13 protein-coding genes, 1 tRNA gene and 3 rRNA genes are annotated in these 26,815 nt (G+C 61.9%); 7 read left to right on the top strand and 10 right to left on the bottom strand.

What is annotated here, in order from left to right; genetic code table 11:
- Positions 1–19 precede the first annotated feature (19 nt).
- From AC1MCD_RS03685 to AC1MCD_RS03675, 3 genes are all read left to right on the top strand, one after another.
- Positions 20–1,624, top strand: coding sequence for an ABC transporter substrate-binding protein (locus tag AC1MCD_RS03685; protein ID WP_498675944.1), 1,605 nt, complete (start codon positions 20–22; stop codon positions 1,622–1,624).
- A gap of 110 nt (positions 1,625–1,734) precedes the next feature.
- Positions 1,735–3,252, top strand: a complete 1,518-nt coding sequence (locus tag AC1MCD_RS03680) for a glycoside hydrolase family 32 protein (protein ID WP_498675942.1) — start codon at positions 1,735–1,737, stop codon at positions 3,250–3,252.
- A gap of 28 nt (positions 3,253–3,280) precedes the next feature.
- Positions 3,281–4,222 (top strand): carbohydrate kinase family protein, encoded by a 942-nt coding sequence (locus AC1MCD_RS03675; RefSeq protein WP_498678159.1) that lies wholly within the window; start codon positions 3,281–3,283, stop codon positions 4,220–4,222.
- 277 nt (positions 4,223–4,499) lie between these two features.
- On the opposite strand, the gene AC1MCD_RS03670 is transcribed toward AC1MCD_RS03675, so the two are convergent.
- A tRNA-Thr gene (locus AC1MCD_RS03670) sits at positions 4,500–4,576 on the bottom strand.
- Between the two features lie 182 nt (positions 4,577–4,758).
- Entirely contained in the window at positions 4,759–5,649 is an 891-nt protein-coding gene (locus AC1MCD_RS03665; RefSeq protein ID WP_498675941.1) for a DsbA family protein, read from the bottom strand.
- A gap of 180 nt (positions 5,650–5,829) precedes the next feature.
- Here AC1MCD_RS03665 and AC1MCD_RS03660 point away from each other — a divergent pair, with 180 nt between their 5' ends.
- From AC1MCD_RS03660 to AC1MCD_RS03645, 4 genes are all read left to right on the top strand, one after another.
- Positions 5,830–7,332 carry an alpha,alpha-trehalose-phosphate synthase (UDP-forming) gene (locus AC1MCD_RS03660; protein WP_498675938.1) on the top strand — a complete coding sequence of 501 codons (1,503 nt, stop codon included), beginning with the start codon at positions 5,830–5,832 and terminating at the stop codon, positions 7,330–7,332.
- Positions 7,322–8,152 (top strand): trehalose-phosphatase, encoded by an 831-nt coding sequence (otsB, locus tag AC1MCD_RS03655; RefSeq protein WP_498675936.1) that lies wholly within the window; start codon positions 7,322–7,324, stop codon positions 8,150–8,152. The genes AC1MCD_RS03660 and otsB overlap by 11 nt, the downstream gene beginning before the upstream one ends.
- A 245-nt stretch (positions 8,153–8,397) precedes the next feature.
- Complete coding sequence (locus tag AC1MCD_RS03650) at positions 8,398–9,480, top strand: ABC transporter ATP-binding protein (RefSeq protein WP_498675934.1); 1,083 nt, start codon at positions 8,398–8,400, stop codon at positions 9,478–9,480.
- Positions 9,481–9,604: 124 nt separating this feature from the next.
- A complete protein-coding gene (locus AC1MCD_RS03645) occupies positions 9,605–11,023 on the top strand; it encodes a DUF4032 domain-containing protein (protein ID WP_498675932.1) in 1,419 nt (472 codons plus the stop codon).
- Positions 11,024–11,137: 114 nt separating this feature from the next.
- Here AC1MCD_RS03645 and AC1MCD_RS03640 read toward each other — a convergent pair whose 3' ends face one another.
- The 8 genes from AC1MCD_RS03640 to AC1MCD_RS03605 form a co-directional block, all read right to left on the bottom strand.
- On the bottom strand, positions 11,138–12,526 hold the full coding sequence (locus AC1MCD_RS03640) for an FAD-binding oxidoreductase (protein ID WP_498675929.1): 1,389 nt from the start codon (positions 12,524–12,526) through the stop codon (positions 11,138–11,140).
- Positions 12,523–13,035, bottom strand: coding sequence for an SRPBCC domain-containing protein (locus AC1MCD_RS03635; protein WP_498675928.1), 513 nt, complete (start codon positions 13,033–13,035; stop codon positions 12,523–12,525). The genes AC1MCD_RS03640 and AC1MCD_RS03635 overlap by 4 nt, the downstream gene beginning before the upstream one ends.
- A gap of 125 nt (positions 13,036–13,160) precedes the next feature.
- A 5S ribosomal RNA gene (rrf, locus tag AC1MCD_RS03630) occupies positions 13,161–13,277 on the bottom strand.
- Positions 13,278–13,486: 209 nt separating this feature from the next.
- Positions 13,487–16,635: ribosomal RNA gene (locus tag AC1MCD_RS03625) — 23S ribosomal RNA — on the bottom strand.
- Positions 16,636–17,178: 543 nt separating this feature from the next.
- Positions 17,179–18,702, bottom strand: a 16S ribosomal RNA gene (locus tag AC1MCD_RS03620).
- The 16S, 23S and 5S rRNA genes sit together here, the layout of an rRNA operon.
- Before the next feature lie 471 nt (positions 18,703–19,173).
- On the bottom strand, positions 19,174–22,932 hold the full coding sequence (locus AC1MCD_RS03615; RefSeq protein ID WP_498675926.1) for a 1,4-alpha-glucan branching enzyme: 3,759 nt from the start codon (positions 22,930–22,932) through the stop codon (positions 19,174–19,176).
- A 1-nt stretch (position 22,933) separates the two neighbouring features.
- A complete protein-coding gene (treS, locus tag AC1MCD_RS03610) occupies positions 22,934–24,730 on the bottom strand; it encodes a maltose alpha-D-glucosyltransferase (protein WP_498675923.1) in 1,797 nt (598 codons plus the stop codon).
- A complete protein-coding gene (locus tag AC1MCD_RS03605) occupies positions 24,727–26,808 on the bottom strand; it encodes an alpha-1,4-glucan--maltose-1-phosphate maltosyltransferase (RefSeq protein WP_498675919.1) in 2,082 nt (693 codons plus the stop codon). Before AC1MCD_RS03605 ends, treS begins: the two co-directional genes overlap by 4 nt.
- Positions 26,809–26,815 lie beyond the last annotated feature (7 nt).

The raw sequence follows: 26,815 nt of genomic DNA, 5'->3' as shown, positions 1-26,815 counted from the left end.
CCTCAGAATAGGAATGACCATGGCATTCAGCCGCAAATTTACCGCCCTCGGCGCCGTCCTGGCCGGAACATTGATGTTCACCGCCTGCTCCGGCGGCTCCGGCAAAACGGAGCTCAAAGACGCCTCCGCAGACTTCGGCTTCCAGGAAACGGGCTTCCCGATCGTCAGCAAGCAACTCGACCTGACCTTTTCAGGCACCAAAGCCGCCTTGGCCCCGGACTACAACACCATGACCGTGGTGAAGGAATGGGAAAAAGCCACCCACGTCCACATCAACTGGGAGAATCTGCCCGAGACGGTCTTCCAGGAGAAGAAGAACCTGATCCTGGCCAGCGGCGATCTTCCCGATGCCTTCTTCAACACCGGCCTGACCGACGCCGAGATCGCCACGTACTCCGCCAGCGGCACGCTCATCCCGCTCGAGGGGCTCATCGAAAAGAACGCACCCAATCTCTCCAAGCTGCTCTCTGACCGGCCCGACATCAAGGCCGCCATCACTTCCTCGGACGGGCACATCTACTCCCTGCCGTCCATCGAGGAACTCGGCCTGGTCCAGTTCCCCAATGAACTTGCCATCAACACGTCGTGGCTGAAGAAACTCAACATCCCCATGCCAAAGACCATCAACGAGTTCCACGATGCATTGCTGGCCTTCAAGACCCAGGACGCCTCCGGGACGGGCAAGACCATCCCCCTCAGCTTCATGCCGGGCTCCTGGTGCGGAGACATCGTCGACCTGATCGCCGCCCTCGGCGGAGTGCCGGACAACATGGACCACCGCATCGTCCAGGACGACAAAGTCATCTTCACCCCCACCCAGGACGGCTACAAAAAAGCCATCCAGACGTTGCACGAGTGGTACCAGGAAGGCCTGATCGACCCCGAGTCCTTCTCCCAGGATGACAAGGCCTACCTGGCCAAGGGCAAAGCCGCCACCGAAAACCTCGGCTCGTTCGTCTGGTGGGAAGTCCCCGAAATGGTCGGGGCTGACCGCGCCAACAACTACACCCTGGTCCCCGTCCTCGAAGGCGTGAACGGCAAGCGGATCGCCAGCCAGTCCAACAACCAGGAAATCGCCCGCGGAGCCTTCGCCATCACCCGGGCCAACAAATACCCGGCAGCGACCATGCGTTGGGCCGACAACCTCTACGATCCCATCCAGTCCGCCCAGGCCAACTGGGGACCCATCGGAGAAACCCTGCAGAAGGACGCCGGCGGCCTGCTGACCCAGATTCCCGCCCCGGCCGGAACCAGCGAAGGCGAACGCCGCCAAAAGGTCGCCCCGGGCGGCCCGAAGGCGAACACCGCCGAGAACTTCACCGCCGTCGTCGCTCCCGAACCACGCGCCGCCGAACGCCAGAAAACCGTCAACGACCTCTACAAGCCCTTCGCCGGCAACGACGGCTACCCACCGGTCGCTCTCTCCAACGAAGAACTGCAGCAGATCAGCACCATCCAGACCGACACCACCTCGCTGGTGAAGCAGAACGTGGCGAAATGGATCGTCTCCGGAGGCATCGACCAGGAATGGGACGGCTACGTCGCCCAGCTCAAGAACGTCGGCGTCGACAAAATGATCGAGGTCTACCAGCAGGCCTACGACCGCTACAAGAAGAACTCCTAGCTTCCGACATACGGATGGGCCGGTGCTTCCGCGCCGGCCCATCCGCTATCAGATCCACTTGCTGGTTTTCGGCCCAACCTGCAAGAGTCCCAACCTGCAACGAAATGAGAATGACCTTCATGACTGCCGCGACCGCCACGACAGCCGACACTTTCCGCCCGGCATTGCATTACTCAGCCCGGAACACCTGGCTCAATGACCCCAACGGCCTGATCCATCATGAAGGCGTCTACCACCTCTACTACCAGAGCAACCCGCTGGGCAATGTGTGGGGGAACATGTCCTGGGGACACGCCACCTCAACAGATCTGCTCACCTGGACCGAACACCCCGTCGCCATTGCCTGCGACGATGACGAAGACATCTTCTCCGGCAGCATCGTCTGTGACCGTGACAACACCAGCGGCTTCGGCGCCGGGTCCATTGCCCCGCTCGTCGCCATCTACACCAGTGCCTTCAAGCCCGGCTCCGCGCATGAGGGCATCCAGGCCCAATCGCTGGCCTACAGCCTCGACGGCGGCTACACCTGGACCAAACACGCAGCCAACCCCGTACTGAACCGGGGAACGGCCGAGTTCCGCGACCCCAAAGTCATAAGGTACGACGGCGGCGCCGGCAGCTACTGGGTCATGGTCGCCGTGGAAGCCACAGACTTTCAGGTGGTGCTCTACAGGTCCGATGACCTGAGGAACTGGGATCTGCTGAGCAGCTTTGGTCCGGCAAACGCCACCGGCGGTGTCTGGGAATGCCCCGACCTGTTCCCACTGCCGGTCGACGGCGACCCCGATAACCTCAAGTGGGTCCTCACTGTCAACCTCAACCCCGGCGGCCCCAACAACGGCTCTGCCGGGCAGTACTTCGTGGGTGACTTTGACGGGAAAACCTTTACCTCTGCCACTACCGTCACCCAAGGACTGCAGGATCCTGCGCGGCTGGGCGAGTACCAGTGGCTGGACTGGGGCCGGGACTACTATGCCGCTGTTTCCTTCAGCGATGCACCGGACAACCGCCGACTCATGATCGCGTGGATGAACAACTGGGAATACGCCAACCAGATCCCCACCTCACCCTGGCGCAGCCCCATGTCCCTAGCCCGCGAGATTTCACTCCACACCAGCGACGGAAACCTGCGTCTTGTGCAGCGGCCCGTAGGCGACTGGGCGGCACTGGCTGACCCGTCCAAGTCCTTCAGCCTTCCCGAGACGACCATATCCAACGGCACCCAACTCCTGGACGGCGCAGCCGGCACGGTCCAGCGGATCGACGTCACGTTCACCCCCGCGACAGCTGAGGAATTCGGCCTCGTCCTGCGCGGAGCCGGACCTCGAGGAACCCGTGTTGGCATCAGGCCCGGGGACGGTTCCCTCATCGTTGACCGCCGGGAATCCGGACAGACGGACTTCCACGAGTCTTTTCCGTCCATCGACAGAGCCCCCGTCCTGGCAATGGACGGCGTCTACCAGCTCACCATCTACGTGGACCGATGCTCCGTTGAAGTCTTCGCCCAAGGCGGGCAGGTCACCATGACCGAATTAATCTTTCCCGGAGATACCAACACCGATTTCGGCGTCTACGCCACCGGCGGCACAGCAACCATCAACCACCTGCACATCACTCAGTTCGCGTAGCGCCGCACCGATGCCCACAGACACAGACATACACTCCGCCAGAACCGCAGCCCCCAGCCAGCAGACGTTGGACGTCGTCGTTATCGGTGAAGCCCTCACCGACATCGTCACCACCCCGGGAAGCATCACCGAACACCCCGGCGGGTCCCCAGCCAACGTCGCCTACGGTCTGGCCCGGCTGGGGGTCAGCACCGGGCTCCTCACGGCTGTGGGCGCTGACCGCCGCGGCGCGGCCCTTGAAAATCACCTGCAAAGCGCCGGTGTGGTGCTCCTGCCCGGCTCCCGCTCACTGGCGAGAACCTCAACGGCCACCGCAACCACCGCCGCAGACGGGTCGGCCAGGTACGCCTTCGACATCCGTTGGGACCCGGGACCGCTTCACCCCCTCGTCGTCTCCCCCAAGGTGCTGCATACCGGCTCCATCGCCAGCTTTCTCGCGCCCGGCGCCTCACGGGTGAAAACCGTACTGCAGCAACTACACTCTGCCTGCACGATCACCTATGACCCCAACATCAGACCAGAGTTGCTCGGCACTCACGCCGAATCACGGTCCATTTTCGAGGAACTGCTCCACCTGACCAACGTCGTCAAACTCAGCGATGAGGACGCCCAATGGCTCTACCCGCGAAAGACGCTGGAGGACACCGCTACGCACATTCTGAGCCTTGGCGCCGAACTGGCCGTTATTACTAGAGGCTCATCCGGCTCACTGCTGGCAACAACCGGCGTCTGCCTCAGCATCCCGGCCGTGCACACCCGTGTCGTAGATACCATCGGGGCTGGCGACTCCTACATGTCCGCCCTGATCCTAGGCCTCCTCACACGCGGGACTCATGGCCTGGCACCCGCGGTTCTTGAGCAACTAGGACGTACCGCCGCGATGGCGGCTGCAATCACCGTAGCCGGGGCCGGAGCCAATCCCCCGACCGAAAACGAACTCCGCTCCCAGCACAGCAAACAATGGCCCTGACTCCGCCTAATATTCACCGCGACACTCAAAATTTCGCACAAAAGGCCGCGCGCTGATATTTCCAGCTGGCATGAAAAGGGAGTACCCCGACCCGGATTAGGGTGAGTAGAAGGTGAGTCCCGTGGGGGCTGGGCATCCTCCGGCCCACTCGAATCGCAGGTCAGGACCATTTACGAAGCCCACGGTCGGACTAGACCGACGAATACCGTCCAAGTCCTGCACAGAGTCTGTGCCTGCGCACGCGAGCTGTCCCCAAAACCGCAGCCAAAGCCACAACTGGAGCCTCCTGTCAGATTCGAACTGACGACCCCCGCTTTACAAGAGCGGTGCTCTGGCCAACTGAGCTAAGGAGGCGCACCCTTACCGGGTGTGCGCCTGAACGGCGCTAGATAAGGTTAGCCCAAGTCCGCCCGCTCGTAAAAACGCGGCGCACCGCCGTCGTAAATGGCCCAGCGCAGCGCGGCACATACAGAAACGAAAATGGCCCGGCCCCGGAGTGAATCCGGAACCGGGCCCATATCAGCAGAAGCTGAGGGTTAGCCCTTCGCGGCGATCGCAGCCTGCAGGAAGTCCGGGAACGGCGTCTGGGCGCTGGCGCCCTTGCCCCACTGCTGGCCGTCAACGAACACCGTGGGCGTGCCGGTCACGCCGATGGCGGCAGCCTGCTTGGTGGTGAACTTCACGAACGGGCGGTAGGTCTTGTCATCCACGCAGCTGTCGATGGGCTTGGCGCCGATGTCTGTGGCCATCTTCTTCAGGTCGTTGTCAGAGATACCCGCGGTGCCTTCAGCCGGCTGCTTGGCGAACAACGAATCAACGAATTCGGCGTACTTTTCCGGGGACTCGTTCACAACACAGGCGGCGGCGTTGGCTGCACGCGAGGAGTAGTTGGTCGAGGACCGGTTGTCCAGGAAGCCGAGGGCACGGTATTCCACCGAGATCTTGCCCTCGTTGCGCAGCGACGTCAGCTGTTCGTTGTACTGTGCCTCGAAGTTCTTGCAGACCGGGCAGATGAAGTCGATGTACAGGACCACCTTGACCGGCTTGCCGGCCTCAGCTTCGGCGCCGGGAGCAACCACTTCTGCCGGGGCAGTCTGCGGCGGCTCTCCCACGGACGCCGCGTCAACGGTGGCCGGTTCCAGCTTGGCGACGTCGGCGTTCGCGAGCAAGGTGATGCCGCCGTTGACGTTGCCGTTGGCCGGCGTCGGCCCCTGGTCGGCAATGGGAGCGTTCTGCCGCATGGTTGTGGTCACCACAAGGGCCACCACCGCAAGGATGGCCACCACGGCCACCACGATGCCCCAGCCGATCAACAGCTTGTTGCGCTTGTCCTTCTTAAGCTGGGCCTCCCGGATCAGGCGGGCCTTCTCGCGCGCCTCCGTAGTGCGCTCAGCCTTGGACTTACGTATTTCATTTGCGGGGCTCATGTGTTCCTAGGGTCGATCGACATAGGGGGACCACTCTGTGGCGACTCCACCCATTTTAGGACAGAAACCTGAGAGCTTGCCTTTTCAAGTATTCGGCCCTGATAACCAACGGACGAATGGCCCCAAAGTATCCATCCTATTAAGGTGAACTAAAGGCACAAGCAACCCCAGGGGGCCGCAATGCAAACACCCGTCCAAGAAAAACCGACAGCCGTACCCGACGACCATCCGGCCGCGCACGCCCACAATACGCCCACAAAGTACGACTTCATGGTGGTGTCCAACCGGCTGCCCGTTGACCGCAGCACACCAGGTGAGAGCGGAGACGACGGCTCCGGCTGGCGCCGCTCCCCCGGCGGGCTGGTGACAGCCCTCGCACCCATGATGACCAAAACCGACGGCGCATGGGTGGGCTGGCACGGCGCTCCGGATGAAACCGTCAAGCCGTTCAGCCACGGCGGCATGGACCTGGTCCCGGTCCAGCTGAGCACGGACGACGTCGAGCTCTATTACGAAGGCTTCTCCAACGCCACCCTGTGGCCGCTGTACCACGACGTCATCGCGCCACCGGAGTTCCACCGGACCTGGTGGGACGCGTACCGCAAGGTCAATCAACGGTTCGCCGACGCCGTCATTCACCACGCGGACAAAGGCGCCACCGTGTGGGTCCAGGACTACCAGCTGCAGCTCGTGCCGCGGCTGCTCCGCGAGGCGCGGCCGGACCTGAGGATCGGGTTCTTCAACCACATCCCCTTCCCGCCGCCGGAAATTTTCGCGCAGCTGCCTTGGCGCAAGGCCATCATCGACGGCCTGATGGGCGCTGACCTCGTCGGCTTCCAGCGTCCCAGCGACGCCGGAAACTTCATGCGCTCCGCCCGCCGTTTCCTGGGCGCGAGCGTCAAGCAGCAGCAGGTGCACGTGAAGGGCCACGACGGCCAGATCACCCACATCGCCAGGGCCCAAGCATTCCCCATCTCCATTGACGTGGCCCAGATCAGCGAACTGGCCCACAAGCCGGAGGTCATCGAACGCGCCCGCCAGATCCGCCAGGACCTCGGCAACCCCAAGACCATCCTGCTGGGGGTTGACCGGCTGGATTACACCAAGGGCATCCGCCACCGGCTCAAGGCGTTCGAAGAGCTCCTCGACGAAGGCAAGCTGGCCGTCACGGACGCCACGCTGATTCAAGTGGCCAGCCCCAGCCGGGAACGGGTGGAGCAGTACCGCCTCCTGCGGGAAGAGATCGAGGGTACGGTCGGCCACATCAACGGCACGTACGACACCATCCAGAACACAGCCGTCCGCTACCTGCACCACAGCTACCCGGTGGAGGAAATGGTGGCACTGTACCTCGCCGCGGACGTCATGCTGGTGACCGCCCTGCGGGATGGCATGAACCTCGTGGCCAAGGAATACGTCACGGCCCGAAAAGACAACGACGGCGCCCTGGTGCTCAGCGAGTTTGCCGGTGCGGCCGACCAGCTGAAGCAGGCCCTGCTGATGAACCCGCATGACATCGACGGCCTCAAGGACACCATCATGCACGCGGTCAACATGTCCCCGAGGGACGCTGCCCGCCGCATGCGCGCCATGCGCAAGCAAATCCTGGAGCACGACGTCGACCACTGGTCAGCAGACTTCCTCGCGGCCCTGAACGAAAAGGTTGTCCGTGATGACTCCTGACGGCCGCCCCGCCAAACAACCGCTCGCACTGTCCCCGGAACTCCGGGAGGCCGTGCGGCGCATCGCCCAGACCGAAAACCTGCTGGTGGCACTGGACTTCGATGGCACCATTTCCCCGATCGTCGACCGCGCCGGGGACGCCCGCCCCCTTCCGCGCTCAGCCACCGCCTTCGCCGGACTCGCCGCGCTGCCACGGACGACGACGGCACTCCTCTCCGGCCGCGCCCTCGCCTCCCTGCGTGCGGTGGCGTCGCCGCCGGTGGACACCCTGCTGATCGGCAGCCACGGGGCCGAAGCCTGGCTGGGCCCCGGCTCCGCAGAGCTGACCCTCGACGAGGGCCAGCGCCTGCTGCTCGCCGAGGTCCGGGGTGTCCTCGAAGACATCGTGGAACAGGCACCGGGAACACTCCTGGAAGACAAGCCCGCCGGCGTGGTCCTGCACACCCGGCTCGCTGAGGACGATGTTGCCGAGGATGCGGTGGCTGCGGCCCGTTCGGTGCTCCAGGACCGCAAAGGCGTCTTCCTGAAGAACGGCAAACGCGTCCTGGAAACCTCCGTGGTCAACGCGTCGAAAGGAGAGGGCCTCACGTTCCTTCGCCAGATCACCGGGGCAACCGCGGTCCTTTTCGCCGGGGACGACGTCACCGATGAGGACGCCCTCGGCCGCCTCGAGGCCGGCGACGTGGGCGTGAAAGTTGGCTTGGACTTCACCCAGGCCGAGTTCCGGGTGGAGTCGCCGGTCCACGTGGCGGAACTGCTGGAGGCCCTTCTGCAGGAGCGGAGCCTGGTGGTGGCCGAGGAAGGCCCCGCCGCGCAGTGATGGACCCTCACTGGCGGGCCCTTATGTCCAACCTCACGTGTGACGTCCGTAACATTTACACCAATTCAGCATTCTTCTGACATACTCTTGTTTGTGATGTGGCGCACAGAACCGTGCGGCGTCACGCGATACTCCTCGGCTTCGGCCGGGGAGTACACGGCTGCAATGCCGTGGATAACTGAATTACATGAACCATTCACTACGGATCGTCCGGCACGTACCTGCCGGTGAAGGGATTGATAACTGTGGCTACAGTTACTTTTGATAACGCTACGCGTCTGTACCCGGGCACAGAGAAGCCCGCTGTTGACAAGCTCAACATTGAAATCGCCGATGGCGAATTCCTGGTCCTCGTTGGACCCTCCGGTTGCGGTAAGTCCACCTCCCTGCGCATGCTCGCAGGCCTCGAGGACGTCAACGCCGGCCGGATCCTGATTGGCGACCGCGATGTCACCGATGTTCCGCCGAAGGACCGCGACATCGCGATGGTTTTCCAGAACTACGCGCTCTACCCGCACATGACCGTTGCGGACAACATGGGCTTCGCGTTGAAGATCGCCGGCGTCTCCAAGGAAGAGCGTGCCGAGCGCGTCCGTGAAGCAGCCAAGCTTCTTGACCTTGAGCCGTACCTCGACCGCAAGCCGAAGGCACTCTCCGGCGGTCAGCGCCAGCGTGTTGCCATGGGCCGCGCCATCGTGCGTAACCCGCAGGTCTTCCTCATGGACGAGCCGCTTTCCAACCTGGACGCCAAGCTGCGCGTCCAGACGCGTACGCAGATCGCGTCCCTGACCCGCCGCCTCGGCGTCACCACGGTTTACGTGACCCACGACCAGGTTGAGGCCATGACCATGGGTGACCGCGTGGCGGTGCTGAAGGACGGCCTGCTGATGCAGGTTGACACCCCGCGCAACCTCTACGACAAGCCCAAGAACGTCTTCGTTGCCGGCTTCATCGGCTCCCCCGCCATGAACCTGCTCGAACTTCCCGTGGTCGACGGCGGCGTCCAGTTCGGCGGAACGGTTTACCCCGTGCCGCGCAACGTCCTCGAAGAGGCCCACGGCAGCACCGTCACCTTGGGCTCACGCCCTGAGGACCTGGAGCAGGCCGCGCATGGCGAAGGCCTCCAGGTGGAGGTCGACGTCGTTGAGGAACTTGGTGCCGACGCTTACGTCTACGGCCACACCACGCTGGACGGCAAGGACCACGACATCGTGGCACGCGTCGACGGCCGCCGCCCCCCGCTGAAGGGCGAGACCATCTACGTCCGCCCGCAGTCGGGCCACGTGCACCTGTTCGACACCAAGACCGGCCTGCGCCTGGGCGACTAACCCAACCGCTGATCGAGCCTGACGAGATCGCTATCCGACGGCGGCTCTCCCCACTTCGGGAGGGCCGCCGTCGGCGTTTCAGCAGTTTGCCCCCTGCGGCCCCAATGTACGGAAGAATTGACTCATGACCGATGAAAACAGCGCCCAGTGGCACGACGAGCCCACCGACTACGCGCAGGTGGGCAAACTGCCCCGGTTTGAGGCGGCAAGCGCCAACGACTCCAAGCTCGCCGCGGTCTCAAGCTCCCTGAGCATCACGGCTGCGGCCGCGGATCCTGAACTCCTTGATCTGCCCTGGCACATCGCACTGGAGGACTGGCCGGCCGAGAACCTCGCGGCCCTCCCCCGCGGTATCTCGCGGCACATCGTGCGTTTCGCGCATCTGGGCGGCTCCGTCATTGCCATCAAGGAAACATCCGAGCATATAGCCCGCCATGAGTACCACATGCTCCGCAAGCTGGCCCGCCTGGATGTCCCCTGCGTTACCCCGGTGGCAGTCATCACCGGCCGCACCACCCTGGACGGGCGCCCGCTGAACCCGGTGCTGGTCACGCGCCACCTGAAGTTCTCCATGCCGTACCGTGCCCTGTTCTCCCAGATGCTGCGCAAGGACACCCTGACCCGGCTCATCGACGCCCAGGCGCTCCTGATGGTCCGGCTGCACCTCGTTGGCTTTTACTGGGGCGACGTTTCACTGTCCAACACGTTGTTCCGCCGTGACGCAGGCGCATTCGCCGCCTACCTGGTGGACGCCGAGACCGGCGAACTCTACCCCGACCTTTCCACCGGCCAACGTGAGTACGATCTCGAAATCGCGCGCGTCAATATTGCCGGTGAGCTGATGGACCTCCTGGACGGCGGCCTCATCGAGGAGAAGGTGGACCCCGTTGCCACCAGCGAACTCATCATGGAAAGCTACCGCCGGCTCTGGGCGGAGCTGACGGAGAAGGAATCCTTCGAACTCGGCGAACGGTGGCGAGTGGCCGCCCGCATCCGTCGGCTCAACGAACTCGGCTTCGACGTCGAGGAATACGCCATCAAGACCACCCAGAACGGCTCCACCATCCAACTCCAGCCCAAGGTGGTGGACGCGGGCCACCACATGCGCCGACTGCTGCGGCTTACCGGCCTGGACGCCCAGGAGAACCAGGCGAGGCGCCTCCTCAACGACATGGACACCTTCCGGGCCGACAACAACCCGGGGATGGACGAGGAATACAGCGCGCACCTGTGGGTCAGCCAGGTCTTCGAGCCGATCGTCCGCTCCATCCCGCGCGACCTGTCCCGCAAGCTGGAGCCGGCGGAGGCAGTCCACGAGGTGCTGGAGCACCGCTGGTACATGTCCCAGGATCAGGCCCGCCACATCCCGCTCGCGGAAGCTGTGCAGTCCTATATTGATTCAATCCTGCGCCACCGCCGTGACGAAGCCGCCATCATGCTCAACCCGGACACTGACATGATCAAGATCCTCGAAGTGGAGACGGAAGAGTCACGCTACGGCGCTGACGAATCAGCCGACGAGTACCCGGACGTCGACGACTAGAAGCCCCGTTCCGGTTGCAGCACGGCTGTGTTAATACCACCCCAACTAGGTAGCAGCAGATGTCGTTTTGAGCGCTCATAACGACATCTGTTGCTACCTAGTTGGGCCGGGGCCTTAAATGGCCTTGCCGGGGTTCAGGATGCCGGCGGGGTCGAAGAGTGCCTTGATTCTCCGCTGGAGCTCCCGGACAGGTTCCGGCTGCTCAAGGCCGAGCCAACGCAGTTTGTACTGGCCCACTCCGTGCTCCCCCGTGATGGTGCCGCCCATGTCGAGGGCCGCGACCACGGAAGCATCCAGGGCAAGGTTCAGCCGGTCCATGGCGCCCGAGTCGACGGCACGACCGTCCCGATCAATCCAGAATGTGGGGTGCAGGTTGCCGTCCCCGGCGTGCGCCACAACTTTCAGGTTTACGTCATGCTTCGCTGCCAGGCCTTCGAGGGCGGCGACGTAGTCCACCAGGCGTGACCGCGGCACTGCAACATCCTCGCCTACCCGGTACTGGTCGTCCACTTCCACACCGCGGCTGTTCCGGCGGAGTTCCACAAGCTGTTCGGCTTCGGCGGTGGCTTCCGTACTCACCGTTGCCCCACCGGCGGCGAGGACGGAACGCACGACGTCGGCCTCTGCCGCAGCGCCGAACCCGTCGGTTTGGATCAGAAGCAGCGAACGTCCGCGCGAAGTCAGATCCGAGCCGTGGAGGTGGTCCAGCTGGGCCAGAGTCCCGCCGTCGAGCAGTTCCATGATGGCCGGCTGCACCCGGGCCCGGCCCACAGCCAGGACCCCCGCGGCGGCCTGACGGAAGTCGGGGTAGAACGCAGCGATGGTTTGTACGTCCCGGGGCAGGTACTTGAGGCGCACTGTCACGCCCACCACGATCCCCAACGTCCCTTCGGAGCCGACGAACAGGCCCGTCAGGTCGTAGCCGGCCACACCTTTGAACGTCTGATGCCCTGTGTGGAGAAGCGACCCGTCCGCCAGCACCACGTCCAGTGCCAGGACCGAGTCCCTGGTGACGCCGTATTTCGCGCAGCGCAGTCCACCGGCATTGGTGGCAACATTGCCGCCAATGGTCGAGGTGCGGAAGCTCGCCGGATCCGGCGCATACATCAGGCCGTGGGGAGCTGCCGCTTCGTTGAGGGCGGCGTTAACGACGCCGGGCTCGACGACGGCGGTCTCGTCGTCCGCGTTCAGGTCAAGGATGCGGTTCATCCGTTCCAAGGACAGGACGATGGAGTTCCGGCTTGCGTGCGCGCCCCCGGAAACACCGGTCCCCGCACCGCGGGCCACCACTGCAACCCCGCGTATAGTACACAGCCTGAGGACGGCCTGGACGTCGGCCACCGTACGGGCGAAGACCACGGCCTCAGGCAGCTGGAAGTCCAAGACGGGGGCCTGGTCCACTGCGTACCTTTCCAGCGCCGCTTCATCCGTGCTGACCTGCCCGGGGCCGAGAGCGTCAACAAGCTCGTCAACAAAGCTGCCTACGAAGCTTCCTGCCTTCATTTGCCGGCCCCGTCATCATTTCCGGCGCCACCCATGAACCTCACAAAACGGTCCAACACCTCTGGCCAGCCGGCGGCGTAGGACGCCCGAGTGGCAGCCGGGTCCTCGGCGCCCTCCCAGCCGTCGTGCACCAGACGGATTTCGGTCCCCTCAGGGACAGCTCTAAATGCCAGCCTCAGCTCCGTGGACCACAACGCCGTTGTTCCGGGATGCCACGAGGCGTGGAAGGACAACGGTGGCTGCCAATCATCGATACTGCCCCAGACAGCAGTCCTGCCGTCGTCAGCCGTTTCCATGATGAGGTTTTCCTCAAACTCGACATACGAGCCGGCACCGAACACGCCCTGAGATTCCAGTGGCCACCACAGATGGGTGTGGTCCGTGAACCCGGCAAACGCCTGCGCCACCGGGCCAGGCACCGTCACCGTAAAGACGACAGGCTCGAGGCTCTCCGCTGGCTCTGTTGGTACAGGCACGGCATCGTCCAAGTGACTGAAAAGGTTATCCATGGACGTCAACTCTACGCGGCCCATCCGGACGCTCCCGCACGTGGTGGCCTGGGTTTCGTGGGTGGGGGGTTAAATGCGGGAGAGCCTCCGGACTGTGTCTGGAGGCTCTCGACCGTTTAATGGTGTTCCGGCGGTGACCTACTCTCCCACACCCTCCCGGGTGCAGTACCATCGGCGCTGTGGGTCTTAGCTTCCGGGTTCGGAATGGGACCGGGCGTTTCCCCCACGCTATGACCGCCGTAACCTTGTGTCCGCACCCTGCCGGCGTGTGGGCCGTGGGTGGGAAATCTGTGGCTACAACATTGTGGTGTTGTTATTGTGTTGTGTTTTTTGTTCCTCAAGCAACGGGTTTGTTGTTTGGGAACCACATAGTGGACGCAAGCAGTCTTGTTTCTTTTTACTCTCTTCATTGGTGTGAACCCCTTTTGAAACGGGTTCACGAAGAGAGTGTGTGGTGTAAGTTATCGGCCTATTAGTACCGGTCAGCTTCACGAGTCGTTAGTCCTCGCTTCCACATCCGGCCTATCAACCCAGTGGTCTGGCTGGGGGCCTCTCACACACAAGGTGTATGGAAATCTCATCTCGAAGCGAGCTTCCCGCTTAGATGCTTTCAGCGGTTATCCCATCCGAACGTAGCTAATCAGCGGTGCACTTGGCAGTACAACTGACACACCAGAGGTTCGTCCGTCCCGGTCCTCTCGTACTAAGGACAGCCCTTCTCAAATTTCCTGCGCGCGCAGCGGATAGGGACCGAACTGTCTCACGACGTTCTAAACCCAGCTCGCGTACCGCTTTAATGGGCGAACAGCCCAACCCTTGGGACCTACTCCAGCCCCAGGATGCGACGAGCCGACATCGAGGTGCCAAACCATGCCGTCGATATGGACTCTTGGGCAAGATCAGCCTGTTATCCCCGAGGTACCTTTTATCCGTTGAGCGACGGCCATTCCACAATGTACCGCCGGATCACTAGTCCCGACTTTCGTCCCTGCTCGAGATGTCTCTCTCACAGTCAAGCTCCCTTGTGCACTTACACTCGACACCTGATTGCCAACCAGGCTGAGGGAACCTTTGGGCGCCTCCGTTACTTTTTAGGAGGCAACCGCCCCAGTTAAACTACCCATCAGGCACTGTCCCTGACCCGGATTACGGGCCGAAGTTAGATGTCCAAAGTGACCAGAGTGGTATTTCAACGATGACTCCACCCGAACTGGCGTCCGGGCTTCAACGTCTCCCACCTATCCTACACAAGCCACTCCGAACACCAATACCAAACTATAGTAAAGGTCTCGGGGTCTTTCCGTCCTGCTGCGCGTAACGAGCATCTTTACTCGTACTGCAATTTCGCCGAGTTTATGGTTGAGACAGCGGGGAAGTCGTTACTCCATTCGTGCAGGTCGGAACTTACCCGACAAGGAATTTCGCTACCTTAGGATGGTTATAGTTACCACCGCCGTTTACTGGGGCTTAAATTCTCAGCTTCGCCCGTAAGGGCTAACCGGTCCTCTTAACCTTCCAGCACCGGGCAGGAGTCAGTCCGTATACATCGTCTTGCGACTTCGCACGGACCTGTGTTTTTAGTAAACAGTCGCTTCCCCCTGGTCTCTGCGGCCCCGATCCCCTCCCACCAGCGTGTGGTGTTCAAGGTTGGGGCCCCCCTTCTCCCGAAGTTACGGGGGCATTTTGCCGAGTTCCTTAACCATAATTCTCTCGATCGCCTTAGTATTCTCTACCTGATCACCTGTGTCGGTTTGGGGTACGGGCGGCTAAAACCTCGCGTCGATGCTTTTCTCGGCAGCATAGGATCACCAAATCCCCCCTTACGGGGGTCCCATCAGATCTCAGGCATCATGAACAGCGGATTTGCCTACCGTTCGCCCTACATCCTTAGACCGGGACAACCATCGCCCGGCTCGGCTACCTTCCTGCGTCACACCTGTTAATACGCTTGCCTCCCAGGATCAGGTCCCGCGCTCCACCAAAACCCGCACACCACAAGGGTGATTGGGCAGGTCTCGGGCGGTTAGTATCCCCTGTTCAACATGGACGGTTTTTCGCCGGTACGGGAATATCAACCCGTTGTCCATCGACTACGCCTGTCGGCCTCGCCTTAGGTCCCGACTTACCCAGGGCAGATTAGCTTGACCCTGGAACCCTTGATCATTCGGCGGACGGGTTTCTCACCCGTCTTTCGCTACTCATGCCTGCATTCTCACTCGTGTAGGCTCCACCGCTGGTTTACACCGCGACTTCACTGCCCACACGACGCTCCCCTACCACTCCAAACGCCTGAACCAACCCAACAAGTGAGCGGCTTGGCAAAAATTTGAAATCCACAACTTCGGCGGTGTACTTGAGCCCCGCTACATTGTCGGCGCGGAATCACTTGACCAGTGAGCTATTACGCACTCTTTTAAGGATGGCTGCTTCTAAGCCAACCTCCTGGTTGTCTTCGCAACTCCACATCCTTTCCCACTTAGCACACGCTTAGGGGCCTTAGTTGGTGGTCTGGGCTGTTTCCCTCTCGACTATGAAGCTTATCCCCCACAGTCTCACTGCTGCGCTCTCACTTACCGGCATTCGGAGTTTGGCTGACGTCAGTAACCTTGTAGGGCCCATTAGCCATCCAGTAGCTCTACCTCCGGTAAGAAACACGCAACGCTGCACCTAAATGCATTTCGGGGAGAACCAGCTATCACGAAGTTTGATTGGCCTTTCACCCCTACCCACAGCTCATCCCCTCCATTTTCAACTGAAGTGGGTTCGGTCCTCCACGACGTCTTACCGTCGCTTCAACCTGGCCATGGGTAGATCACTTCGCTTCGGGTCTAGATCACGCCACTGCAACGCCCTATTCAGACTCGCTTTCGCTACGGCTTCCCCACACGGGTTAACCTCGCGACGTAACACTAACTCGCAGGCTCATTCTTCAAAAGGCACGCCGTCACACCCATACAGCAAGCTGCAGATGCTCCGACGGATTGTAAGCACACGGTTTCAGGTACTGTTTCACTCCCCTCCCGGGGTACTTTTCACCTTTCCCTCACGGTACTGGTCCGCTATCGGTCATTAGGGAGTATTTAGGCTTATCAGGTGGTCCTGACAGATTCGCACGGGATTTCTCGGGCCCCGTGCTACTTGGGATACTCTCACAGGCGGCACAAAACATTTCGGTTACGGGGCTCACACCCTCTCTGGCCGGCCTTTCAAGACCGTTCACCTATGCCTGCACATCACACCCCACCAATCCGGCAGAACTGGTATGGAAAGTCCCACAACCCCGACCATGCAACGCCCGCCGGCTATCACACATGGAACGGTTTAGCCTGATCCGCGTTCGCTCGCCACTACTAACGGAATCACTATTGTTTTCTCTTCCTGCGGGTACTGAGATGTTTCACTTCCCCGCGTTCCCTCCACGCACCCTATGTGTTCAGATGCGGGTCACCAGGCAGATCGCTCCCCTGGCGGGGTTTCCCCATTCGGACACCCTGGGATCACAGTCCGGTTATCGACTCCCCCAGGCTTATCGCAGATTCCTACGTCCTTCTTCGGCTCCTAATGCCAAGGCATCCACCGTGTGCTCTTAAAAACTTGACCACAAAAGATCAATTCAGAAATTTTCGAGAGAACCACAGAAACCACTGCTCCATCCCGAAAGACAGAACAACAGATCCAGGTTCATATTCTTGGAAATTGCTTCTTATAAAAGATGCTCGCGTCCACTATGTAGTTCTCAAACAACAACCCCAAACCACACACCCCACACACACCCGCCCCCGCAAAGAGACAAGCAACCGTGTGATCGGTGCAGCCAGGAAACCAGAAACAAACAAGTACCAGGACAAGAACACACCACAGCCCGTAAGCCACAACGCATCCCACCCGGCCCTGTTGCCTCAGGACCCAACAGTGTGCCAAACACTACCCAGCGATAGAACACCGGCGAACGTTCCAGAACCACACCCCCCGAAGGGAACCATGATTCGTACTAGCCGCCGGCATGTGCCGCCAGGCACCTATTTGCTGATATTCCACCCGTGAGCACCCGCCGCAGAACTTGCGTCTGCGCAACGGGCGTACTCCTGACAACACCACCACACAGACATAACGCCTGGCAGGGTTGTTGTAGGTGCTCCTTAGAAAGGAGGTGATCCAGCCGCACCTTCCGGTACGGCTACCTTGTTACGACTTAGTCCCAATCGCCAGTCCCACCTTCGACAGCTCCCTCCCCATAAAGGGGTTAGGCCACCGGCTTCGGGTGTTACCAACTTTCGTGACTTGACGGGCGGTGTGTACAAGGCCCGGGAACGTATTCACCGCAGCGTTGCTGATCTGCGATTACTAGCGACTCCGACTTCATGGGGTCGAGTTGCAGACCCCAATCCGAACTGAGACCGGCTTTTTGGGATTAGCTCCACCTCACAGTATCGCAACCCTTTGTACCGGCCATTGTAGCATGCGTGAAGCCCAAGACATAAGGGGCATGATGATTTGACGTCGTCCCCACCTTCCTCCGAGTTGACCCCGGCAGTCTCCTATGAGTCCCCGCCATAACGCGCTGGCAACATAGAACGAGGGTTGCGCTCGTTGCGGGACTTAACCCAACATCTCACGACACGAGCTGACGACAACCATGCACCACCTGTGAACCGACCGCAAGCGGGGCACCTGTTTCCAGGTATTTCCAGTCCATGTCAAGCCTTGGTAAGGTTCTTCGCGTTGCATCGAATTAATCCGCATGCTCCGCCGCTTGTGCGGGCCCCCGTCAATTCCTTTGAGTTTTAGCCTTGCGGCCGTACTCCCCAGGCGGGGCACTTAATGCGTTAGCTACGGCGCGGAAAACGTGGAATGTCCCCCACACCTAGTGCCCAACGTTTACGGCATGGACTACCAGGGTATCTAATCCTGTTCGCTCCCCATGCTTTCGCTCCTCAGCGTCAGTTAATGCCCAGAGACCTGCCTTCGCCATCGGTGTTCCTCCTGATATCTGCGCATTTCACCGCTACACCAGGAATTCCAGTCTCCCCTACATCACTCTAGTCTGCCCGTACCCACCGCAGATCCGGAGTTGAGCCCCGGACTTTCACGGCAGACGCGACAAACCGCCTACGAGCTCTTTACGCCCAATAATTCCGGATAACGCTTGCGCCCTACGTATTACCGCGGCTGCTGGCACGTAGTTAGCCGGCGCTTCTTCTGCAGGTACCGTCACTTTCGCTTCTTCCCTACTGAAAGAGGTTTACAACCCGAAGGCCGTCATCCCTCACGCGGCGTCGCTGCATCAGGCTTTCGCCCATTGTGCAATATTCCCCACTGCTGCCTCCCGTAGGAGTCTGGGCCGTGTCTCAGTCCCAGTGTGGCCGGTCACCCTCTCAGGCCGGCTACCCGTCGTCGCCTTGGTGAGCCATTACCTCACCAACAAGCTGATAGGCCGCGAGTCCATCCAAAACCACAAAAGCTTTCCACCCCCCACCATGCGATGAGGAGTCATATCCGGTATTAGACCCAGTTTCCCAGGCTTATCCCAGAGTCAAGGGCAGGTTACTCACGTGTTACTCACCCGTTCGCCACTAATCCCCCCACAAGTGAGGTTCATCGTTCGACTTGCATGTGTTAAGCACGCCGCCAGCGTTCATCCTGAGCCAGGATCAAACTCTCCGTTGAAGTAAAACAAAAACGAACACAACACGGAACCACGGAAATAACGCGGAAACCGCACTGCAAAATTTGAAACCAGCTGTAAAAACCAGACCACACCACAGGGGCGGCACGATCCAGTCAATTCAACCAATTAATAATAAATTGGTATCAACAAACTTGGCACACTATTGAGTTCTCAAACAACAGACACACCCGGCACCACCACCAGCACTAAACAACCGTGGATCGCTCCGGAGCAACTTTTCAAACTTACCGACTGGTCTCACTCTTGTCAAACCGGCGTCCGCGACTCTCAACGCCCTAGGGCTTTCGTGTCGGTTTTTTCGGTCTGACTCCGTGGAGCAGCGCGGAGATAAACTCTACCACCACTTCTCAGGGTTGACCACCCGGCCCCGGAACAGCCCCGTGCTACCCGTCCATCAGCCAACGAAAAAGCCCGGAATCTCAAGGGATTCCGGGCTTTTTCCGTCGGCTTTAAGAGACCGGCTTCACAACTGGCTGTCCGCTGGCGGGCTGCCCAACGGCCGGCACGGCGCTGGGCTTGAAGTAGGCTGCGCCCAGTGGCGGCAACGTCACGGTCAGCGTTGCCGACTGACCATCGAGCCCCTTGTCCGTGGCAATCAGCGGGCCGGCATTGAGAACACCTGATCCGCCATAGGCCTCTGCGTCGGTGTTGAGCACTTCAGCCCACGCCCCGGCCGCCGGAACGCCAAGCGCGTACCCCACATGAGGGCCGCCGGAGAAGTTGATGGCACAAACCACCGGGTTACCGTCCTTGTCCCAGCGGATAAAGGTCAGAACGTTGCGGTCGGCGTCCCCGCCATTGATCCACTGGAAACCGCCCGGCTCGTTATCCCGCTCGTAGAGGGCCGGCGTCGCGCTGTAAAGCTCGTTCAGGTCTTTAGTGAGGAGCTGCATTCCGCGGTGCGCCGGAATTTCGGCGAGATACCAGTCGAGACCGTGCTGTTCGGACCACTCGGCCTCTTGGCCAAACTCGGTGCCCATGAAGATGAGCTGCTTGCCTGGGTGTGCCCACTGGTACGCCGTGAACGCCCGCAGGTTGGCCAGTTGCTGCCAGCGGTCACCCGGCATCTTCCGGAGCATGGAACCCTTGCCGTGCACAACTTCGTCGTGGCTGATGGGCAGCAGGAAGTTCTCAGTGAAGGCGTACACCATGGAGAACGTGACCGTCCCGTGGTGCCATTTGCGGTTGACCGGATCCTCGGAGGCGTACTTGAGGGAGTCATGCATCCAGCCCATGTTCCACTTCAGGCCGAAGCCCAGGCCACCCTGGCTCGTCGGGGCAGTCACGCCGGGGAAAGCCGTGGACTCCTCGGCTATCATCACCGCGCCCGGGTGGGTCTTGTAGACGGTGGCGTTGACTTCCTGCAGGAAGGAAATGGCCTCGAGATTTTCGCGGCCGCCGAAACGGTTGGGCGACCATTGCCCGTCTTCCCGCGAGTAGTCCAGGTACAGCATGGAAGCCACAGCATCCACGCGGAGTCCGTCGATGTGGAACTCGTCGAGCCAGTACAGCGCGTTGGCCACGAGGAAGTTCCGCACCTCGGTCCGGCCAAAATCGAAAATCAGCGTTCCCCAGTCCGGGTGTTCGCCCAGGTTCGGATCGGCGTGCTCATACAGCGCCTCGCCGTCAAACTGTGCCAGCGCCCAGGCGTCCTTGGGGAAGTGCGCCGGTACCCAGTCCAGGAGCACACCGATGCCGGCCTGGTGCAGGGAGTCCACCAGGAACCGGAATTCGTCCGGGTGGCCAAAGCGCGAGGTCGGAGCAAAGTATGACGTCACCTGGTAGCCCCAGGAACCGCCGAAGGGGTGTTCGGCCACGGGCATGAACTCCACGTGCGTGAAGCCGAGCCACTTGACGTAGTCAACCAGTTCCTTGGCCAGCTCGCGGTAGCCCAGGCCGAGGCGCCACGAGCCGAGGTGGACTTCGTAGACGCTCATCGGGGAATTGTGCGGGTCGCGATTGGCGCGTGCTTCCATCCATTCGGCGTCCTTGAACGCATAGGAAGGTTCCACCACCCTGGAAGCTGTGAGCGGCGGAACCTCGGTGCCGAACGCCAGGGGATCGGCTTTTTCCACCCAGTTGCCGTGCTTGGTCCGAATCTCAAACTTGTAGCACGCCCCAGCTAAAACGCCGGGGATGAAAACTTCCCAAACGCCTGAGGACCCCAGCGAGCGGAGCGAGTTTTCGCGGCCGTCCCACGCGTTGAAGTCCCCTTTGACACGGACTGCCTGGGCGTTCGGTGCCCAGACGGCGAAGGAAACGCCGTCCACGTCACCCAGCGAGGATTTGTAGTGCTGGACGTGGGCGCCAAGGACTTCCCAAAGCTTCTCGTGCCGCCCCTCGCCGATCAGGTGCAGGTCCACTTCGCCCACCGTGGGCAGGTATCGGTACGGCTCGTCCACTGTCACAGGTTCTGCACCGGGGTACGTGACGTCCAGCCGGTAATCCGGCACGTGGCCAGCCTCCAGCGGTTCCACCACTGCCACCCAGACGCCGTGGTCCTCGTGGGTCATGGGAACCGAACCGGCGGCGGTCACCACACTCACGGACTCGGCCAGGTGCTTGACCGTCCTGACCGTGACGTGACCATGGCTGTCCAAGTGTGCGCCGAGCACGGAGTGCGGCGCATGGTGCTCGCCGTTTGCCACCTGGCCCAAAGTATCCGGGTCCACGTGAAGCGGCACGCTCGGCCTGTCTGTGGGTGCTGAACCTGTCATGTTGATACCTTCCGATGCTGCCCTGGCATGATCGCCGGAGCCTTTAACGCTGAGGAGCCGCCTGGACGCATTCGCTGGAATGGCCAGCCAGTCAGGTCTGTTCCGCAATTCATAAACAACTTCGTAGAGCGCCTTGTCCAGCCACAATGCCACAAAGAGCGGCGAAGCACGGTCGATGGTGCCGGGCGTGACGGAGGCATAGCCTGCAAGGAAGGCATCTGCGCAGTCGTCGACCCAGGATGCCGGAACGCGGGCCCCTTGGTATTCCCGTTCAGCCGCCCCGGCCGCGTAGTCGAAGGAGCGCAACATCCCCACTACGTCCCGCAGCGGGACGTCGGGGAAATTGCGTTCCGAAATGGGCCGGAGTGGCTCGCCTTCAAAGTCGAGGATGGCCCAGCGGCCCGGTTCGCTGCCGGGACCGGGGACCTGCAGGATCTGCCCCAGGTGGAGGTCACCGTGGATCCGCTGCAGAGGACCCGCTTCCACGCCGTCGAGCTTGCCCAGCAGCGCCTGCAGCGGCTCGTCGTAGGGCCCGACGGCGGCAGCGGCTTCCGCCCATGCCTGCCGCACGCGCTTGGCTACTCCGGGCGCAATTACGTGGCCGGGGACCGCCTCAACGGAGGTTCCAAACGCGGCAGCCAGCCTGCGGTGGACGGTGGCAGTAGCGGCGCCGAGGGCGTGTGCCTCCGCCGTAAAGTCAGATCCGGTACGGGCGGCATCCACGGCGAGGCGCCAGGCGTCGCGGCCTCCGGCGAGGAATTCATGTGCGACAGCCAGTTCGCCCTGCGCCTGCCGGGGCCCTGGCACGGTCTCCCCCGCCGGCTGCGGCGCAGCCGTTACCGCCGGTTGCGACGCAGCCGTTTGCCACTCCCCCCGCACCCAGCCCAGGGTGGCAGGGACCTCGGAGGTACCTTCGGCGGTCAACGCCGCACCAACCTCAACCTCCGGGTTTGTCCCGTCGGAGAGCACACGGAAGAACTTGACGATTGCCGCGGAGTCGCCGTCGTCAACGATCACAGAACTGTTGGACTGCTCCCCGGAAAGGACTTTGACCATGCCGTGGGCCGTGGGCAGGCGGTGGTTCGAGGACGTCCGGTGACCGGTGGCTCCACCTGCCCGCGAGGCCGACTCTGAGCGGATCAGCTCCAGCCAGGCGGACACAAAGGACGGGTCATGCACGGCGTCGTAAATCCAGGCCATCCCGGCGTCCGGAGCCTGCCCCACCAACGCGTTGTCGGCGCCTGTCAGCGGAGCGTCGCGATAGCTCAGGGGAACCTGAACAACGTCCGTCCGCTGTCCGCCGTCGGCTGTCCGGGAAGAAACGGCCAGCAGGAAGACCTCAAGGCGAGCCTGTCCGGCCGCATCCTCAAGGCTCAGGCTGCCTGCCTGCTCCAGCGAAAATTCGGCTGACTTTACCGGGAACCAGCGCTGGCGCGGGAGCCATTCGCGCATGACGTCAGTGAGTTCGGCTGTAAGAGTTGGCTGGGTCATATCAGTTCCTGATCGGCAGGATGGGGAGCGCTTGCGTCTGGGGCGAAGAGGGGTTCGACGCTGCCGAGCGCACCCGCAGCCAGAAGAAGTCGTGGCTTCCCAGTGTCAGGGTCAAGGATCCGTCCTCGTCAATCCCGGGGAAGGGCTGGCCGCCGAAAACGTCGCGGAGTCCGCGGCCGGCGTACTGCGGAATCCGCAGTTTCGCGGCGACCGGGTGCTGGGAAAGGTTGAACGCGCACAGAATCACTTCCCCGGGCGCACCAGCGGCGTTGTCGTCCGAGAGTTCCCGAAGGTAGGAGACCACGGCGTCATGGTCGGCCTCGACGTGCTTGAAGTTGCCCAGCCCGAAACCTGGATGGTTTTTACGGACGCTGAGGATCTGGCGGGTCCAGCGCAGCAATGACCCGGAGTGGGCGGCTTCGGCTTCCACGTTCGCCATGTTGTAGTTGTACACCAGCGACTGGATGACGGGCAGGTACAGCTTCCCAGGATCGGCGTTGGAGAATCCGGCGTTACGGTCAGGATTCCACTGCATCGGCGTGCGAACGGCATCGCGGTCCTCAAGCCAAATGTTGTCCCCCATGCCGATCTCGTCACCGTAGTACAGGAACGGGCTGCCCGGCAGTGACAGAAGCAGGGCATTGATCAGCTCGATCTCGGCCCGGGAGTTGTCCAGCAGCGGAGCCAGGCGGCGGCGGATACCGATGTTGGCCCGCATCCGCGGGTCCGGGGCGTACCAGCCCAGCATGGCCGCGCGTTCGTCGGCGGTGACCATCTCCAGTGTCAGCTCATCGTGGTTCCGGAGGAACGTCCCCCATTGAGCTCCCTCGGGAATCTCAGGGGTATCATGCATCGTCTCGATGATGGGGGCGGCCTTCTGGTCGCGCAGGGCGTAGTAGAGCCGCGGCATGATGGGAAAGTGGAAGGCCATGTGGCACTCGGGTTCTTCGGCCGTCCCGAAGTACTCCACCACCTCGTTGGGCGGCTGGTTGGCCTCGGCGATGATGACGCGGCCCGGGTAGCTTTCGTCCACCATGGCCCGCAGCTTGCGCAGGAAATCGTGGGTTGCAGGCAGGTTTTCGCAGTTCGTCCCCTCTTCCTCGAAGAGGTAGGGGATGGCGTCGGCCCTGAATCCGTCGATGCCCTGGTCCAGCCAGAACCGCACGACGTCAAAGAGGGCGTCAATCACCTTGGGGTTCTCGAAGTTCAGGTCGGGCTGGTGGCTGAAGAACCGGTGCCAGAAGAACTGGCGGCGGATCGGATCGAAGGTCCAGTTCGACTCCTCCGTGTCCACGAAAATAATGCGGGCATCCTGGTACTTCTCGTCTGTATCGCTCCACACATAGAAGTCGCCGAACGGGCCCTCAGGGTCCTTACGCGATTCCTGAAACCAGGGGTGCTGGTCCGAGGTGTGGTTCAGCGGCAGGTCGATGATGACCCGGACGCCGCGGGCATGGGCCTCGGCAACCAGCCGTTTGAAGTCGCTGATGGTCCCGAACTCGTCCAGCACGGAGTTGTAATCCGAGATGTCATAGCCGCCGTCCCTCAGCGGAGACTGGAAGAACGGCGGAAGCCACAGGCAGTCCACACCTAGCCACTGCAGGTAGTCCAGCCGGTCAATCAGGCCAGAGAAATCCCCCGAACCGTCGCCGTTGGCATCCGCAAACGCCCTGACAAGCACTTCGTAAAAAACGGCCTTCCGATACCACAGGGGATCGTGGGCCAGGCCCGGGGCATTCAGTTCGAACGTGCTTTTGGGGGTGAAATGCTGGCTGGAACTCTGCGGGTTAAAACTCACTGATGCGATCTCCTGATGCTCAGAATGTGTGCGGGTTCGACGTGCGCGTCCAGGCGGACGTAATTGTATTCGCCCCATTCCCAGGTTTCGCCGGTAATGAGGTCCTCCACCCGGAACCCGCCGTTGGGCGAGAGGTCCTCGGGGTCCAGTTCCAAAGCGGCGAGATCCAGCGAAACCGTGCTCTCCCTGGTGCCGTGCGGATCCACGTTGACCACCACGATGATGGTGTCCTTGGTGCCATCCGGCAGCGCCTTGTGCTTGGAGTACACCACCGTGGCGTCATCAGTGCTGTGGTGGACCGTCAGGTTCTGCAGGTCCTGAAGCGCCGGGTGGGCGTGCCTGATGCTGTTCAGCCTGGTCAGGTATGGCGCAAGTGTTCGGCCCGATTCCGCAGCGGCGTCCCAGTCGCGGGCCTTGTACTCGAACTTTTCGTTGTCGATGTACTCCTCCGCGCCAGGGCGCGCGACGTGCTCGTAGAGTTCGTAGCCGGCATACACGCCCCAGAGCGGGCTGGCGGTGGAGGCCAGCGCCGCACGGATCTTGAATGCCGCCGGACCGCCGAACTGGAGGTATTCGGTGAGGATGTCCGGGGTGTTGACGAAGAAGTTCGGGCGGAAGTATGCAGGTGACTCATGGCTGACCTCGTGGAAATAGGTCTCCAGTTCTTCCTTCGTGTTCCGCCAAGTGAAGTAGGTGTAGGACTGCTGGAACCCGGCCCGGCCCAGAGCGTGCATCATGGCGGGGCGGGTAAACGCTTCTGCGAGGAACACCACGCCGGGTGTCTTTTTGTTGACTTGGGCGATGAGCCACTCCCAAAACCACACCGGCTTGGTGTGCGGGTTATCCACCCGGAAGATCCTGACGCCGTGGCTGATCCACAACTGCACTACCCGCAGGATCTCCTTGGAAAGCCCTTCAGGATCATTGTCGAAGTTGAGCGGGAAAATGTCCTGGTACTTCTTGGGCGGATTTTCCGCGTAGGCGATACTGCCGTCCACCCGGGTGGTGAACCATTCCGGGTTGGATTCAACCCACGGGTGGTCCGGAGCGGCCTGCAGAGCCAGGTCCAGGGCGACTTCCAGGCCCAGTTCATTGGCTCGGGCCACAAAAGCGTCGAAGTCCTCGAAGGTGCCGAGGTCAGGGTGGATAGCGTCATGGCCGCCTTCTTTGGCGCCGATCGCCCACGGCGAGCCGGGATCGTGCGGGCCGGCGATGAGCGTGTTGTTCGGACCCTTGCGGTGCTGTACGCCGATCGGGTGGATCGGCGGCATGTAAATGACGTCGAAGCCCATGTCCGCCACGGCGTCAAGCCGCTTGGCCGCCGTCCGGAAGTTACCGGAAGTCCATGCCCCGGTGGAGTTGTCCCGGACGGCACCTTCGGACCGGGGGAAGAATTCGTACCAAGCCCCGCGGCCGGCGAGGTCTCGCTCGACCAACAGCGGGAACTGCTCGGACACGGTGACCAGTTCCCGGATCGGCTGGCGGTCCACTACGGCGGCCACATCTGCACTGAAGCCGCCGGCGAGGCGCTCCTCCTCGGAGAGGGAGGGGTTGCCCAGGATCGAAGCAGCCATGCGCAGGGTGCGCCGGTCCGACGCGTTGCGGGAGACGTCGTCAGCCGCGTCAGCGAGAAGTGCCTCGCCTTCGGCGAGCATCAGCTCCACATCGATGCCCGCAGCCACCTTGACCTCGGCATTGTGGTGCCAGGTTCCATAGCGGTCGTGCCAGGCCTCAATGAAGAAGGTCCAGTTACCAACGGCCGACGGCGTGAGGACGCCCTCCCAGCGATCGGTGCCGAGGCCGCGTTCCCCCCTGGGCGGCGCCAGCCGGACGCGCTGGCGTTCCTTCCCGCGGGGATCCAGGAGGACGGCGCTAACGCCGAGTTGGTCATGGCCTTCCCGGAAAGCAGTGGCACCGACCACGATTCCTTCGCCCGGCAATGCCTTGGCGGGGTAGCTTCCACCCTCGACCACAGGTTGCACGGCGGTGATTGGAAAACGGCCAAACCTGAGGCCGTCGGTGATTTTGCCTTTCGGCTTTTTCTTGGAGGCGGCGGTGGTTCCTGAGTTAGTCGTCACATGCTCG

The organism is Arthrobacter sp. BF1 (assembly GCF_056680215.1).
Note: the sequence above shows the minus strand (reverse complement) of the source record. Positions and strands in the feature narration are given on the sequence as shown.